At 60.9% G+C, this 15,220-nt stretch carries 11 protein-coding genes; 4 read left to right on the top strand and 7 right to left on the bottom strand.

Features of this window, described 5'->3' with window-relative positions:
* Window positions 1-41: 41 nt before the first annotated feature.
* Window positions 42-1,124, bottom strand: coding sequence for a DMT family transporter (locus V2391_RS05290; protein WP_329738494.1), 1,083 nt, complete (start codon window positions 1,122-1,124; stop codon window positions 42-44).
* Between the two features lie 311 nt (window positions 1,125-1,435).
* Entirely contained in the window at window positions 1,436-2,428 is a 993-nt protein-coding gene (locus V2391_RS05285; protein ID WP_117736870.1) for an SIS domain-containing protein, read from the bottom strand.
* A 205-nt stretch (window positions 2,429-2,633) separates the two neighbouring features.
* Between V2391_RS05285 and V2391_RS05280 the strand changes: the two genes are divergently transcribed.
* Window positions 2,634-3,356 carry a GntR family transcriptional regulator gene (locus tag V2391_RS05280; protein ID WP_329738493.1) on the top strand — a complete coding sequence of 241 codons (723 nt, stop codon included), beginning with the start codon at window positions 2,634-2,636 and terminating at the stop codon, window positions 3,354-3,356.
* 46 nt (window positions 3,357-3,402) lie between these two features.
* On the opposite strand, the gene V2391_RS05275 is transcribed toward V2391_RS05280, so the two are convergent.
* The 4 genes from V2391_RS05275 to mfd all read right to left on the bottom strand — a co-directional run bounded on the left by V2391_RS05275 (window position 3,403) and on the right by mfd (window position 9,710).
* The gene (locus V2391_RS05275) at window positions 3,403-3,984 is read right to left on the bottom strand and encodes a GNAT family N-acetyltransferase (protein ID WP_329738492.1); all 582 of its coding nucleotides are present in this window, start codon (window positions 3,982-3,984) and stop codon (window positions 3,403-3,405) included.
* Window positions 3,985-4,062: 78 nt separating this feature from the next.
* Window positions 4,063-5,088 (bottom strand): threonine aldolase family protein, encoded by a 1,026-nt coding sequence (locus V2391_RS05270; protein ID WP_329738491.1) that lies wholly within the window; start codon window positions 5,086-5,088, stop codon window positions 4,063-4,065.
* 45 nt (window positions 5,089-5,133) lie between these two features.
* A complete protein-coding gene (locus V2391_RS05265) occupies window positions 5,134-5,997 on the bottom strand; it encodes a phosphatase PAP2 family protein (protein WP_329738490.1) in 864 nt (287 codons plus the stop codon).
* Window positions 5,998-6,077: 80 nt separating this feature from the next.
* Window positions 6,078-9,710, bottom strand: a complete 3,633-nt coding sequence (mfd, locus tag V2391_RS05260) for a transcription-repair coupling factor (RefSeq protein WP_329738489.1) — start codon at window positions 9,708-9,710, stop codon at window positions 6,078-6,080.
* Window positions 9,711-10,032: 322 nt separating this feature from the next.
* On the opposite strand from mfd, the gene V2391_RS05255 reads away from it, so the two are divergent.
* The 3 genes from V2391_RS05255 to V2391_RS05245 all read left to right on the top strand — a co-directional run bounded on the left by V2391_RS05255 (window position 10,033) and on the right by V2391_RS05245 (window position 14,171).
* Complete coding sequence (locus V2391_RS05255) at window positions 10,033-10,989, top strand: FHA domain-containing protein (RefSeq protein WP_329738488.1); 957 nt, start codon at window positions 10,033-10,035, stop codon at window positions 10,987-10,989.
* Window positions 10,990-11,133: 144 nt separating this feature from the next.
* Window positions 11,134-13,146 carry a DUF6273 domain-containing protein gene (locus tag V2391_RS05250; protein ID WP_329738487.1) on the top strand — a complete coding sequence of 671 codons (2,013 nt, stop codon included), beginning with the start codon at window positions 11,134-11,136 and terminating at the stop codon, window positions 13,144-13,146.
* Between the two features lie 35 nt (window positions 13,147-13,181).
* Window positions 13,182-14,171, top strand: a complete 990-nt coding sequence (locus V2391_RS05245; protein WP_329738486.1) for an FHA domain-containing protein — start codon at window positions 13,182-13,184, stop codon at window positions 14,169-14,171.
* Between the two features lie 213 nt (window positions 14,172-14,384).
* Here V2391_RS05245 and V2391_RS05240 read toward each other — a convergent pair.
* On the bottom strand, window positions 14,385-15,220 hold an 836-nt coding region (locus V2391_RS05240), incomplete at its 5' end, for an InlB B-repeat-containing protein (RefSeq protein WP_329738485.1).

Genomic DNA, 15,220 nt, shown 5'->3' with positions numbered 1-15,220 from the left:
GCTGGCTGGATAACCCCAGGTCAGACGCCGCACACAATCCTCTATCGCACGAAGTACCAGGGGCTTTCCTGCACGGTGGGTTCCAGCGCAATGCCGGTGCGCTCCTTAAACAGATCCATGTCCTGCGATTTTTCGGTCCACCACGCATTGGGCTTAAAGGTCATGCTCTCAATGACATGACCGACAAACACACTGTTGCGCAGCTTGGAGAAGTCGGTGTTCATAATCAGGATGGACGCGAGCACCAGCACGATGCCCAGGACTTTGATCGCGCCGGCGGGCTCGGCATAGACACCAATGCCCACCAGTACGGTGACGACCGTCTCGAATGACATTACGACGGGAACTTTCGACGTCTCGAGCCCCATGGATAGACCCTGCATATATAAGATATAAGCCACGGCCGTGGGGATGAGTCCAAAGCCAAGGAACAGCAGCAGCAGCTGTGGCGACATTGCCGCGGCGACATCCGGCCACGGAGCCGCGATAGCCGCCATAACCGCACCGCCAAAAACAAAGCCCCAAAACGTGACAGCCAGCGGGTGGACCGTCTTGGTTGCTATTCGGCTAAACACCGCGAGCGACGCACCGCAAAGGCCTGCAATCACGCCCGACGTGACGCCCCAAACCGAAAAATGAAAACCGGAAAGGTCGCCATTGGTCACCGCAAGCACGCAGCCAACGATGTTAAAGACAATGGCAACGAGCTTGTTGGGGGTCACGTCCTCGCGATAAAGCACGCGGCCGAGCATGACGCCAAACACCGGCGAGGTGTAGAGCAGCACCGAGGCCGTAGACATACCCACCTCGCGCATGCACTCGTAATAGCAGGTGTTGGCGGCGGCTAAACCGACGATACCGACCAGCGCGCAGGGGACGAGCTCTTTGGGGCTTGCCTTGAATAGCGTCAGGGGACCCTGAGCCACGGTAGACCCCTCACCCGGACGGCAGCCCATAAACATCAGGACCGGCGCCAAGATAAGCGCTCCGACCAACAAGCGAAAGGCCGCCATGCTCTGAGACGAAACGCCCATGGCCGCAATGCCGTTTACAAAGATTCCGATGCTGCCCCACATAAGCGCGGCGATCAGCACCAGCACATAGCCCAGATTGCTTTTCTTCAACGCAGCCTCCTCGGTATTGTTTCCAATATGTTTCATACTACGTTATAGTCGTTATATACATTTTTCAAGACACAAATCGCCAAACGGAAAAATCTGCTCGCCCACACACTCATTGGGTAGTCATTGGGGACGCACTTAAATGACTAGTCGTTGGGGACGTTCCTGAATGACTAGTCGTTTAAGAACGTCCCCAACAACTAGGACTTGGCGGTTGCGGTGAAATAGTTCCTAAATAGAGGCTTCAAGCCCCCAAACAGGAACTATTCCACCGCAACTTATGGGGACATCGAGCTGTTAGGCCGCTCTATCCCCTAGTAGTCAAGCTTCCACATGTAGCGGCGCGTCATGTAGTCCTTGTGGGTGACGGCAGAGAGCGCACGCATGTACACGTTGTTGAGGATCGGGGCAAAGATCAGGTGGTTGAAGTACTCGCTCACGCTGTCCTTGATGTCGTTGAGGCCGAGCTCCTTGGCGTCGAGCTGATAGACGCGCTCGCCACCGTACTGGTTGACGAAGCGGATGCCGCGCTCGTCGTTGCAGCGGCTGCGGCCGACGCTGATGAGCTGGAACAGCGAGGTGCGCTTGTCCAGGATCTCGAAGGGGCCGTGGAAGAAGTCGCAGGTGTTGATGGTGCAGGAGTCGATCTGCAGCATCTCCTGCACGTTGCAGATGCTAAAGACGTAGGCGGCACCAAAGAGCGGGCCCTGGGCCATGACGTTAATGCAGGGCTTGTCGGCGTTCTGCTCGGCCCACTTGGCAGCGAGCGGACGGGTGTACTCGACGGCCTTGCGATAGATGGGATCGATCAGGTCGAAGGCGGCCATAGCGGTCTCGTACTCGGCATAGCCCTCGGTCTGCTGCGTGAGCTCCATGGCGATCATGGTCACGACGGCGGAGTTGGTACGGCCCATGCAGGACTCGTCGACGGCCAGGCTGTCGTACTGGATCTTGTAGTCGCAGACCTCGGTGAGGCCGGACTCGTCAACATAGATGGCGATGGTGCTGGCGCCGTGGTCCTTGGCGACCTGGGCGGCGACGATGGTCTCCTTGGTGCCGCGCATGGACACGACGACGGCCAAGGTGTTCTCGTTGACGTAGGCAGGGGTTGCGTGCACGAACTCGTTGCTGGTGTAGCTGGAGCTCACGACCTGCGTGGCCTCGTGCTCCATAAAGTACTGGGCAGGATAGTTGCCGCCGTTGGATCCGCCGGCGCCAATCCACACGACGCGCTTGATACCGCCCTTGTCCGCCTTGTCAGCCAAAACCTGGGAGACGACGTCCTTAACCTGTTCCTGAGTAGTCATCGTGCATCAGCCTTTCTTCTCGTTTGATGCTCTCGATGGCATACAAGTTACATACATGTTTTGGTTATGTCGACTAGTTGTATGCTATATTTGTCTTAGAAATTTTGCTGATGCGGTTTTCGATAACTGGATACCAGCGGTTTTGTTGTTGTATTGAATACATGCTTGATTAGATACGCATGCAAGTTAGATACAGGTTGATCGCATGAACGCTTCATCTAAAAAGAGACTGACCCAATACGAGCGCTTGGCGGGCATACTGCGCGACCGCATCGCCTCCGGCACCTACGCACGTGGAGACAAGCTGCCGTCCGAGATGGAACTCATGGACGAATCGGGTCTGTCGCGCAGCACCGTGCGCCATGCCCTTAAGGTACTAGCTGATGAGGGCCTGGTTCGCACCGAGCGCGGGCGCGGCGCCTTTGTGGCCGACACGCCGGCGCTCCACGAGAACAACCTGGTGTTTTCGAGCTATACGGCACAGGTCCAGGGTCAGGGCATGAAGCCCACCACGCGCACGGTGGACTCGGGCTTTGCCAAGGCCGCGGGCAATGCTGCCAAGTTCTTCGATGTCACCGTGGGCAGCAAGCTCGTCAAACTTGTCCGTCTGCGTTATCTGGACGATGCGCCGCTGTGCCTGGAGACTACCTATCTACCACCGAGCTTTGAAGCACTCATCGATCGCGATATCAATGGTTCGCTCTACGCGATGCTGCGCCAAGAATTCCATCGCGCGCCGGCACAGGGGCATAAGACCTTTGAGGTGTGCTACGCCTCGCAAAACGAGGCGTTTTTGCTCAACGTCAAGCGCGGGCAGGCGCTGATCCTGATCACCGACTACGTCTACGACACCGACGGCCGCCCGCTCCATGTCTCCAAGCGCATCCAGCGCACCGACCGCGCCAAATACACCGAGCCCATCGGCTAACCAATCGAAAACCACCACAAAGGTGCCTGTCCCCATTGTGGTGGTTTTAGGCAAGGAGGTCGGGGAACCAGGTTGGCTTAGGTTGGTTAGGGACGCGCTCGGCCAGGACCAACTCCATCCAGCACATGTCGTACCAGCGGCCGAACTTTTGGGCGCAGCGGTCGAAGGCGCCCACCAGGCGATATCCCATATGGGCATGGAAATCCTGGCTGTTGTGCGTCAGGTACTCGTCGTCCTTGTCGTGCGGCACGGCGATGAGGGCGCACATGTTGGTGATGCCCATCGCGACCAGGCATTGCTTGAGCGCGTCGTGCAACTTGCGGCCCAGCCCGCCGTGGCGCACGTCGCGCGCCAGGTAGATCGATGTCTCGACCGACCAGTCATATGCCTCGCGGCTGTTAAGCGGACTCACGTAGGCATAGCCTACCGGACGCCCGTCCAACTCCATCACCAAATATGGATAGCGCTTGAGCGTACGCTCGATGCGCGCGGCGAACTCCTCAACGCTCGGCACCTCGTATTCGCAGGTAATCGCCGTCTGGCGCACATACGGCTCATAGATGGCAAGCAACGCCGGCGCATCATCGGGCGTCGCCAGGCGAATCGTCGGCTCGGACATCTCGGTCATACAACCCTTCTCCCTCAAAAACAAAGGACACCTTGCGCCAAACCCAAGCGCAAGGCGGCCCCTCGTCATTACATCAGGCTACAGGACAGCCGCCAACGCGTCGATGTCCTCCTGCGTCGTGGCCCAGCTGGTGCAAAAACGCACCACCGTGTGGGTCTCGTCGTACTTTTCCCAGTACTCAATCGAGGCATGCTCGCGAATGCGGGTCATGTCCTCGTTGGGCAGAATCACGAACTGCTGGTTGGTCGGCGTCTCCAAGAAGAACTGGTAGCCGCGCTCGTGCAGCACGCGACGCAGTGCCTGAGCGGTCTCAATCGCCTGGCGACCAATCTCAAAATACAGGCCATCGGTAAAAAGAGCCTCGAACTGCACGCCCGTCAGGCGGCCCTTGGCCAGCAGCGCGCCGTGCTGCTTAATACGCGGAATGGGATGCGCCGGAGCGTGCATGCCGCAAAACACCACGGCCTCGCCGCACAGAGCGCCGCACTTGGTGCCGCCGATGTAGAACACGTCGCACAGCTGTGCCAGCTCGGGCAGGGTAATGTCGCACTCATCGGCCGCCAGCGCATAGGCCAGGCGGGCGCCATCCACAAACAGCGGAATCTCGCGCTTCTGGCACACTGCGTGAATCGCCGCGAGCTCGGCCTTGGAGTACAGCGTACCGTACTCGGTCGATAGGCTCACGTACACGGCGCCCGGAAACACCGTGTGCTCGTAGCTCTCGTTTTCGTAGAACACCTGGATATAGTTCTCCAGATCCTCGGCGTGCATCTTGCCCTCGTAGCCAGGGATGGTGAGCACCTTGTGGCCGCCAAACTCGATGGCGCCCGCCTCGTGGCAGGCGACGTGGCCGGTCTCGGCAGCAACGACGCCCTCGTACGGCGCGAGCAGCATGTCGATCACCGTCGCGTTGGCCTGCGTGCCGCCCACCAGAAAAAACACGTCGGCATCGGGGGCCTGACAGGCCTCGCGGATAAGCTGCTTGGCACGCTCGGTGTGCGCATCGGTACCGTAGCCGGGCTGCGGCTCCATATTGGTGTCGACGAGCGCCTGCAGCACTGCCGGATGTGCGCCGTGGGAATAGTCGTTGTTAAACGCGAGCATGGCAATCCTCTCTTACCGGGTATCGGCCAGATGATTCAAACGGAGCTATTGTACGCCGCTGGGATAGGCAATGCGCGCGGCAAGGCACTCAAGTGCCAGTACCAGAGCAAAACCGCAGCTCACGTCACTCAAAAAGTGCGCTCCGATCACGATGCGGCCAAACGCGACGAGCGCCGCGACCACAGCCGCCGTCCAAAAGACCACACGACGGCGCGACGGCTTTTCCTTAAAGGCCGTCGCGGGAAGCCCAGCGAGCATAAGGCCGATCGCCGCGTGCGCCGTGTGTCCGCTCGCAAACGACTTAAAGCCGTCCTTGACTACACCGGCGGCAATATAGGCCCACTTGTCGGGGTTGCCAATCACCCACCACGGCTGAAACTCGAGTCCCTGCGTCACCTCGATCACGCGCATGCGCGGGCGCGACCACAGCGGCTTGACGATCACGTTGAGGATAATGGCCTGAGCGACCCACACGGCAAGCACCATCAGCGCCCAGCGCGTGAGCTCGTCGGGCTCGGTCGTGCGCGTGAGGCGATAGACGATAAGGTTGGCAGCGATGACTAGCACAAACGTCAGCACCAACTGAACCGCGATGAGTTTGCCGCCAACCCGCAGGGACGAAACGATCTCGTAGCCGGCCAGGCCAATGTTGACGAGGATGCCGAGCACGGCGAGCCATTTGCTCCCCCTGGAATCGGGACGCACCGCGCGCACGAGCATAACGCCCGCGATGCTCGCCGTCAGCTCGAACGGCAGCTCGCCGGCGGCCTCGATAAAGCGACCGTACATGCTGCCGATATTGAACAGCGCGCTCGAGATCTGATAATCGAAGAAGCTGCCCACGCCCAGACAAAGGGCAAGGATAACCGCGATAGCAGCGGCGTCTTTCTTGTAGATGTACCCGAACATGCTTTCCTTTCGATGGGGCTGGAATCAACCTGCAACGTGGCGGGACAAAGATGACTTCGTCCCGCCACGCCTCCTACTTGTTAGTCGTCGTCGCTGGCACCCAGCTGTTGCAGCAGCATGAGCGCCGCCGCCACGGGACCGGTGCCGTCGTTGGCGTCGAGGCCACGACCCAGGCCGCTGCCCGCACCGGCGCCCGCCTTGTAGGGCACCGACAGCTTGCGGCTCTTGGGGAAGTTCACCGCACCATAGCGGGTCTTAAGCTCAAAGGCCACCTTCTTGGGCACGTCGACGCCCAAGAAGGTGATGCGGCCGCCACTGAGCGTGACGCTCTCGAGCCCCAGGCGCTCGCCGCGAATGCGGATGCGCGCGCGATTGAACAGGTTGAGCCCTGCCAGCGGCAGCTCGCCATGCGCAGCCTCGGTCTCCTCCTGCACCTCATCGATGCTCTCCAGGTCCTCGGCCGCTGCGAGCTTACGGTACACGAGCACGCGCTGATCCACCGCCGGCAGGTACTCCTCGGACAAGAAGTAATCGGCCGGCAGGTTAATGCCCACGCTCGCCGCCTCCACGCCGGCATCGTCATCGCCGCGCGCCTCGGCCACGGCCTGGCCCAGCATCTGCGTAAACAGGTCAAAGCCCACGCTCGACAGGTTGCCGTGCTGCTCGGCGCCCATAAGCGAGCCGGCGCCGCGGATCTCCAGGTCGCGCATGGCGATGCGCATACCGCTGCCCAGGTCCTGGAACTCGGAAAGTGCGGTCAGGCGCGCCGTCGCCTCCTCGGTGAGCGGCAGCTCGCCCGGGAACATAAAGTACGCGTAGGCCTGCGTGGCAGAACGGCCCACACGGCCCTTGAGCTGGTAGAGCTGCGCCAGGCCAAGGCGCTGCGAATCCTCGATGATCAGCGTGTTGGCGGTCGCGTTGTCGATGCCGCTCTCCACGATGGTCGTGGCGATGAGCACGTCGATCTTTTTGGTCGCGAACTCAATCATCACGTCCTCGACCTCGCGCGGGCTCATCTTGCCGTGCGCCACGCCCACGCGCGCCTCGGGCGCGGCCTCGTGCACGCGCGCCACGGCGTCGTCGATGGTCTTGACGCGGTTGGACACGTAGTACACCTGTCCGCCGCGGCCCACCTCCAGGCGAATCGCCGCGCTCACCACGTCGGGATCGTACTCCCCCACGTGCACGATCACGGGACGACGCCCGGTCGGTGGTGTGGTGATCAGGCTCATGTCGCGCACGCCGCTCGTGGCCATCTGCATGGTTCGCGGAATCGGCGTTGCCGAAAGCGTGAGCACGTCAATCTGCTCGCGCAGGTTCTTGAGCTGCTCCTTGTGCTGCACGCCAAAGCGCTGCTCCTCGTCGATGATCACCAGGCCCAGGTTCTTGGGGTTCACATCGGCCGAAAGCAGACGGTGCGTGCCAATAAGCACATCGATCGTGCCCTCGGCAAACGCCTTGAGCGCGCGCTTCTGCTGCGCCGGCGTGCGGAAGCGGCTGAGCACCTCGACCTCAAGGCCAAACGGGGCAAAGCGCTCAAAGAACGTCTCGTAGTGCTGCTGGGCAAGAATGGTCGTGGGGCAAAGCACCATGACCTGGCGGCCGGAGTCCACGCACTTAAACGCCGCGCGCAGGGCGACCTCGGTCTTGCCAAAGCCCACGTCGCCGCACAGCAGGCGGTCCATGGGCTTGGGCGCTTCCATGTCGGCCTTAATATCGGCGATGGCCTCCAGCTGGTCGCGCGTCTCGTCGTAAGGAAAGCTCTCCTCCATCTCGATCTGCTCGGGCGTGTCGGGCGGGCAGGCGATACCGGTAATCGAAGAGCGGCGCGTATACAGATCGACCAGGTCAAACGCCAGCTTTTTGGCGTTCTTGCGCGCCTTGTTGGTGGCACGCGTCCAGTCGGCGGTGTTGAGCCTGGTCAGGCGCGGCTTGTCGCCGTCGGGGCCAACATAGCGTGTGATGCGGTCGACCTGCTCGAGTGGCACGTAAAGCTTGTCGCCGTCGGCATATTCCAGCAAGAAGTAGTCGCGCTCCTTGCCGCCCACTTCCTGGCGCGCGATCTCGCTAAAGAGCGCGATGCCGTGGGTGGCGTGCACCACGTAGTCGCCTGGCTTAAACGGGAACGTGATCTGCGTAATGTCCACCTTGCGGCGGCTGCGCGCGCGGTTGGCGTCCATGCGGGCGTTGAGGTCGGCGATCGAGAACACGGCCAGGTTGGCATCGGGTACCACCACGCCCTGCGGCAGGGCAGCATCGACAAAAGTCACGCGTCCGCGCGAGATGGTGGGCACGGCGGCGCCGGCGGCAGCTTGGGCGGCGCCCGCCTCGAGCGAGCGAGCGTTGAGCGCGTCGGCGCGGCGCTCGCGAATTGCAGCATGAGCATCCTGGCGGGCAGCACGATCGGCAGAATCTGCCGCTGCCACGCGCACGTGGTCGCCAATGACGCCGGCGTTTTCGGGCGCTGCCGTCAGCGACTCCTCAAAGGTAATGCCCTCGTCGCCAAAGGTGAGCTCCATCGACTCGCGCGCACCGCGGTCGGGAATGGCAAACACGCAGGCGTAGCGCTTGCCCACGACTTCCTGAACGCGCGTCATAAAGCGGTTGTCCGAACCCGCAATGGCCGGCTGCTCAATCTTGAGCTCTGCCGTAACCGCGCCGCCGGCGCGAATCAGGCTCACATAGTTCAAGCGCTGCTGGGCACCAAAATCGAGTTGTTGGGCGCGCACGTACAAGCCATCCAGTCGGTCAACCCCCGCCTCGCCGGCACGGGCCTCGATATCCTCGTAGGCACGCAGGCAGTCGTCGAACAGCGAGCGCGGCTCGGACAGAACCACGAGCGCCTTGCCGCTCACGTGCGCCAGCGGGCTCACGGTCTGGCCGTACATCACCGGCAAAAAGCGGTCGAGCTCGGGCGTGACGATGCGCGCATCCACCATCTCGAGCAGCGCCGCCAGCTTGCTGTCGTCCTGGCTAGCGCGATAGAGCGCCACGTGCATGTTGTGGACAGCTTCGTCGGTCAGTGCCAACTCGCGACACGGGAAGATCTCGATACTGTCCTCGTTGCCGATGGTTTGGCCCGTGGAGCTCACCATGCGGCGGATGCGGTCGATCTCGTCGCCGAAGAACTCGATGCGCACGGGCGCCTTCTCCTGCGCGGGGAATACCTCGACGGTGTCACCGTGCACGCGGAACAGGCCGGGCGCATCGGCGGCACTTGCATTGGTGTAGCCCATGCCCACCAGGCGCTGCGGCACCTCGTCAAAAGGAATCTCCTCGCCCACCGCAAAAGTGGTGGACTCCCAATAGCGACTCTCGACCGGCGGCACGCAACGCAGCAGCGCGCGGGCCGAGGCGACCACGATGCAGTTGTCGCCGCGCACGATGCGCCCCAGAGCCTCGCAGCGCTGCGCCACCACGGCGTCGTCGGGCGCCTGTTCGCGCCACGGATAGTCCTTGCGCTCGGGAAAACGGCACACATGCGCCAGGCCCACGTAGGCGGCAAGGCTGCGCGCGGCGCGATCGGCCGCGTCCTCGCCGCTCACAATGTAGACCGTCGGGCGCGGGCGACGCGCAAACTGGGCGGCCGCCATAAGCGTACGGCCCGACTGCGACACGGCCAGCGTCACGTCCTCGCCGGCATCGAGTCCGGCCTCGACGGTTTGCAAGGCCTCGGCAGTGTAGAGCTGCGCGGCTATACGGTGAATGAGCATGCTGTTCCTCCGGCATTGCAACGCCAAAAGCCCGCCGGGGCAAGCTCGGCGGGTCGTTCGTCAAAGTTTATTAACGTTTATGGTACCGCACGGCCCCGTGACCAAAAGCCAAAGCGACATCATGCCAAATGTTGCCCACAACGGTCTTACTAACGCGTTTTCCCAGCTTATTAATCCGCTCTCCGCTTTTTGATTTGCTGTCTTCCGGCAGCGATTTACACCGTCCGCGCCCCCTGGCGAGCATTTCGAGCTGCAAAGCGCCTATAATTGACCATGCTTACGTATTCAATGTCACTTTTGAGGAGGGGGGGGGTAAAAACAAATGGCCGATACTCCATCTTGTGCATTGTACGCCGGGCTTAAGTCACTCGGTCGCATCAACAACGGTAACGCCGCGCAAATTCTCATGGCCGGCAACGCCCGTTACGGTGGACGCCTCATCTCCGAACGCTTGACGGTCCCGTCGTTTATCTCGCGCGAAATCGTTCACGCCAAACCCGGTGACCTTCCCGAGCCGCTGTTTAAGCCCTTTGAACAAAGTGCGCGCCAGATACTCAACCTCATCATGCAAAACCGAGGCTCCGACCCCCAATCGCTGAGCAAGGTCGCTAAACGCTATATGGAATCGTGCGTCCCAGACATGCAGGATGCCCTTACCAATTGCGGCGTCGACGGCATGCTCTTTAGAAACGGCGTCGAGCGCATTGAGACCGCTAACGATAGCGACATTAAAGATCGCCTCTACATCCACTTGGTCTTTTTTATCGTTACCGGCTGTCTTGGCGACCCCGCCCGCGCCATAGAATACACCGAGTCGTTTGTGTCCGACCAGATGCTCTCGACGCTCGGCACCGTCGAGACAACCGTCACCTCGTTTTTCTCGGCTGCCGCACGCCCTACGGGAGATATTCGCCTGGGCCTGCTGCGCGTTGTGGGCAACTCGGCGCGTCCGCCGCTGCGCCCCCTATCCATGGATCCGACGGGCAGCATTATCGGATCGCTGACGGGCGACGAAAACGCCATCACTGACGTCGATTCCGATGTCTCGCGCCAGCACCTGCGCGTTTGGCTGCAAGATGGGCGTTGGTTTGCGCAGGGCCTCGACTCCACCAACGGATCGTTTTTGATCTCGGGCGTCGACCGCTGCCGCCAGCCTATCGAGCCGGCCCGCCGTGACCGCCCCGCCAACTTTGCCAACACCCCCGTCGAGATTCACAACGGAGATACGCTCTGCTTGGGTGCCACGACGCGCTTCTTGGTCATCCGCATCACCGACTAGCCCGCGCACACATTATCGACGCACAAGGTGCCGTTATTTGCATCAACCCATGCAAATAACGGCACCTTTTCAATTAAGTCAACGGTTGCGCTACCTTTTCGCTAACATCACCGTTATGCATTTTCTTTTCGAAAGGATCGCCCCGTGACGTATGACACGGACATGAGTATCATCGCGTTGTCCCCCTTTGAACCAAACGCATTGTTTGCGACCTCCGAAGACCCCGATACCATTCGCCGCTTTACCACCCTGCTGGATTGCGGGGCAGTCGACGGAGGTTCCCACCATCTTCGCAAGGTCGCCAACACCGAGGGCGAGACCTTTGCACTCAAAACGCTGTGGCCTCTCGATAGCCGCGAAGAAAACGGCCCCGCCGTCACCCCTTCGGGCATCAAGACGCTCACCGAGGAATATCGCAATCTTGCGGCCGTCTCCCTGTTGAGCGGTTTTGCCAAAACCTATGGCTACGGCTACACCGGCAACACGCCGGCCATCCTTATGGAGTGGATCGAGGGCCTGCCCCTTCGCGATGCCGTGGCAGAGCTAACCGACCCCGCCGATGGCGGCCACATTCCCGCCAACACCGTCGCCGCCATCGGAAAACGCCTGGGAGAGATTCTCCTGGGCGCCCAAAAGCTCGATGCGCCGTTTGCGCACCGCGACATCTCGCTGCGCAATATCATCATTCGCACGACGCGCCGGCCCCTTGCCCAGCAAATTGCGCACTGCAGCTTCGACCTTTGCCTGGTCGATTTGGGCAGCTCCAGCATCAAGCGCTCGGACCCTTCGTTTACCATGTCCACCGGCATCTGGCGCAACGGCACCCCTGAGTTCGCCCCGCCCGAGATGCTCTCCAACGACATCCCCGAGCTGGCGCCGCTTCGCACGTCGCCCAGCATCGATACATATGAGCTCTGCAGCGTGCTCTACACGCTCTATGCCGGTCACACGCCATATCGCCTAAACGAGCATATGGACCAGTCACCCTACCTGTACAAGATCGAGCACGAGCCCGAGCCACTTGAGGCGCGTTTGCCCGGCGACCAAAAGCTTGTCGATGTCATCATGAGCGGCATCCATAACGAGCAGTCCCAGCGCGCGCCGTTGTCCACAATTGTCGGCAAGCTCGATGCCTGGATTAAAGACATCGATTTTGAGCCGCGTACGCCGCTGCCCACCCCGATTGGCTTTAGCCAACAACCGAAGCCTTCCGGCTCCGACAAGGCTCAGACGCGCCACCCTGTCATCTCGCGTCGCGCCGCGCTCGCGCTCGGCGGCGTCTGCGTTGCCGGCATCGTAGCTTCTGCCCTTGCCACGGGGTGCTGGGGGCTCATCGACCTTGCGCACGGCATTAAGCCGTCACTCGACGATTACACCTGGGAAGAACTCGCCCTGATCTCCCGCAAAATACAAGAGACATCTTCCAACAAAAAGGCGCTCGAGATTGCCGAAACCTACCACCTGGTAAACAGCAAGCAGTCCCTCGAAAACGAGAACACCAAGACCGTCAGGCTTTCCGACGGGGTGACCAAGGCACAAGTCCAGATCGTGGGCTTTAAGGCAGACACGCTCACCGATGACGGCCTCCCCGCTGGCATCACCTTTATGTTCCGTACCCCCATCGCCATGCGCGCCGTAAATGACAGCGCCGCGATGGGTGGCTGGGAGCAATCGTCGCTTCGCGAATGGTTGGCGGACAAGGGCATGGCTACGCTGCCCGACGATCTCCGTAATCAGATCCGCTCGGTGCGAAAGCTCACCAACAACACCGGCGGCACCAAAGACGCCTCCAGCATCACCGCCACCGATGACAAGCTGTGGCTGCCGTCCATGAGCGAGCTGTGCGGCTATCAGGCGCCTGAAACGTTCGCAGACGGCTACGGATACCTTTCTGACCTCTACAGCGGAGAAGGCGAACAGTACCAGCTCTATCGCGAGCAGAGCGTAAGCAGTCTGACCACCAACGACGCCATGATCCGCACCGTCGCCGGCAAAAAGATCTGCTACTGGGAGCGCACCCCCAGCGCCGACTGCAGCGAGGGCGCCAACTCGACGTACTTTAACCGCGTTGGAAAAGACGGCGACGTGTTTAGCTGGGCAACGCCTGGAAACGATCCGGACCAAATGACCTATGTCCTGCCCGGCTTTTGCATCTAACACCTTCCCCGGATACCAGAAAGGAGCCTTGCATCATGCGTGCGGAAACACCTTCCGAGGTGCTCTTTGATTTCCTTAAGTGCGACCTGCAGATCAATAATCGCGAAGCGGCGCGCATCTTGATTTCGGACAAGCCGATGGGCTCCAAACCGGCCCCAAGGTTTCGCATTACCGAAAAGACGTTCCTATCGCGACGCGTGGTGCACGTCGTTCCGGGTACCGACAAGATCGACTCCGAGATGTTTGCCGATTTTTCGCAGAGCGTCCAGAACTTGGCCGCCGCTGTAAAAATCGGCGGCGGCAGCAGTCCAGCGGCCGCCAACGCTCGCCAGCAAGCCATTACGGCGCATGCCCTCGAGCGCATGGCAACGTCGCTCGAACACTGGGAGCTCGATGGTTCCATCCTGCGCAATATCTTTGACCGCATCGCCGTCATGCCGGGCCTCAAGCAAAGCGACCGGCGCCTTTTGGAACTCCTTGCGCTAACGGTCTGTGGATGCCTGGCCGATCCCAATGCCGCCGCCTCCGAAGTCAAAAACTTTGCCATCACACAGCTAGCCCAGACCTTTGGCACGCTCGAGACCACCGAGGTCGTCCAGGCGCAGGATACCAACCACAAGGTCAACGAGCCTCCTGCAAAACTGGGGCTGCTCAGGCTTGCGAAAGACGGCTCGGCCTTGCCGCCGATCTATCCCTTGAGCCTCGATCCCGAGGGCACGGTTCTAGGCTCGTTCGCACACGACCGAAACAGCATCACCAACGTGGGTCCCGATGTATCCCGCCGGCACCTGCGTGTAGCGTTTTCTAACGGCACATGGCTCGCAAGCGGCCTTCGCTCCACCAATGGAACGGTGCTGGTGACACACAGTGGCGCGACCACCGTTATCGAAAAGCCGCGCTCGCTGCGCACCGCCGATGACGAGGACAAGCAGATTCCCATCCACGACGGCGACCTGCTCAAGCTGGGCTCCTCGACCGAGTTTTTGGTGCTGAAGATCTCCTCGAACGTACGCGCACTGGCCTAGGACCGAGCTGGCACAATAAGAATCAACAAAAAAGAGCGCCGCTGCATATATCGCAGCGGCGCTCTTTTCCATGACGTGGACATCTAAAAACGGATGTAGGAGCCGACAAAACTCACGCAAGATAATTCAAACATAAAAGCCGCGTGGGGGTCGGGTCCCCACGCGGCTATCAGGTTTGGGCTAATTAAGCCCGGAAGTAAACACTAGAAGTGATTAGTGCTCGCGACGCTTGGTCATGTACATGCCCACAGCGACAGCCACGGCGCCGGTAAGGGCGGCAGCGGAGGTCACAACAAAGGTCGGGTCACCAGTGGTAGGAAGGGCAGCGGCGTTCTTCTTGGCCTTAGCCTCGTCCTTCTTGTCAGCAGCAACCTGCTTCTTGCCATCATCCTTCTTCAAAGAATCGGACTTGGGGGTCTTAGCGGTGAAGAAGGCGTAGACAGTGGTGTCCTCGGTGATAGGAGTAGAGAAGTCAAACTTCTTGAAGGACTCCTTGGAAGAAGACCAGCCGACAAAGTTGAAGCCATCAACGGAAGGATCGCTGGGCTGAGCAACAGTCTTGCCGTCCTCGACCTCAACAGTGGTGGTGGAACCATCAACATAGAAATTGACCTTGTGGGTCTGGACAGCAGGCGTCTCGTTCTTGGTCCACTGGGCGTAGAACGTCACGTGGTCGCCGCCGCCCTGGACGGGCTTGCTGAAGTCGACCGGGTCGGTACCCTTGGAGTCATAGGTCCAGCCGGCGAAGGTGTAGCCCTCGCGGGTCGGGGCCAGGGGCTGGCGGGCGACGCCGTCGCCGTCGGTCACGCCCTGGAGCGTCTCGTTGCCGTCGAAGAATACACCACCGTTGGCGAAGTAGAGGACGTCCTTGACGTTCTCGTCAGCGCCCTTATCCTTGGTCCACTGGGCGTAGAACGTCACATGGTCGCCGCCGCCCTGGACGGGCTTGCTGAAGTCGACCGGGTCGGTACCCTTGGAGTCATAGGTCCAGCCGGCGAAGGTGTAGCCCTCGCGGGTCGGGGCCAGGGGCTGGCGGGCGACGCCGTCGC

It is taken from the genome of Collinsella sp. CM84Y_54 (assembly GCF_036317945.1).
Lineage (GTDB): Bacteria > Actinomycetota > Coriobacteriia > Coriobacteriales > Coriobacteriaceae > Collinsella.
Note: the sequence above shows the minus strand (reverse complement) of the source record. Positions and strands in the feature narration are given on the sequence as shown.

What these genes read in the sequence shown, in the direction of transcription:
- V2391_RS05275 (WP_329738492.1), bottom strand. Translation starts at nt 3,984, where the DNA reads ATGACCGAGATGTCCGAGCCGACGATTCGCCTGGCGACGCCCGATGAT.
- V2391_RS05280 (WP_329738493.1), top strand. Translation starts at nt 2,634, where the DNA reads ATGAACGCTTCATCTAAAAAGAGACTGACCCAATACGAGCGCTTGGCG.
- V2391_RS05245 (WP_329738486.1), top strand. Translation starts at nt 13,182, where the DNA reads ATGCGTGCGGAAACACCTTCCGAGGTGCTCTTTGATTTCCTTAAGTGC.
- V2391_RS05265 (WP_329738490.1), bottom strand. Translation starts at nt 5,997, where the DNA reads ATGTTCGGGTACATCTACAAGAAAGACGCCGCTGCTATCGCGGTTATC.
- V2391_RS05270 (WP_329738491.1), bottom strand. Translation starts at nt 5,088, where the DNA reads ATGCTCGCGTTTAACAACGACTATTCCCACGGCGCACATCCGGCAGTG.
- mfd (WP_329738489.1), bottom strand. Translation starts at nt 9,710, where the DNA reads ATGCTCATTCACCGTATAGCCGCGCAGCTCTACACTGCCGAGGCCTTG.
- V2391_RS05285 (WP_117736870.1), bottom strand. Translation starts at nt 2,428, where the DNA reads ATGACTACTCAGGAACAGGTTAAGGACGTCGTCTCCCAGGTTTTGGCT.
- V2391_RS05255 (WP_329738488.1), top strand. Translation starts at nt 10,033, where the DNA reads ATGGCCGATACTCCATCTTGTGCATTGTACGCCGGGCTTAAGTCACTC.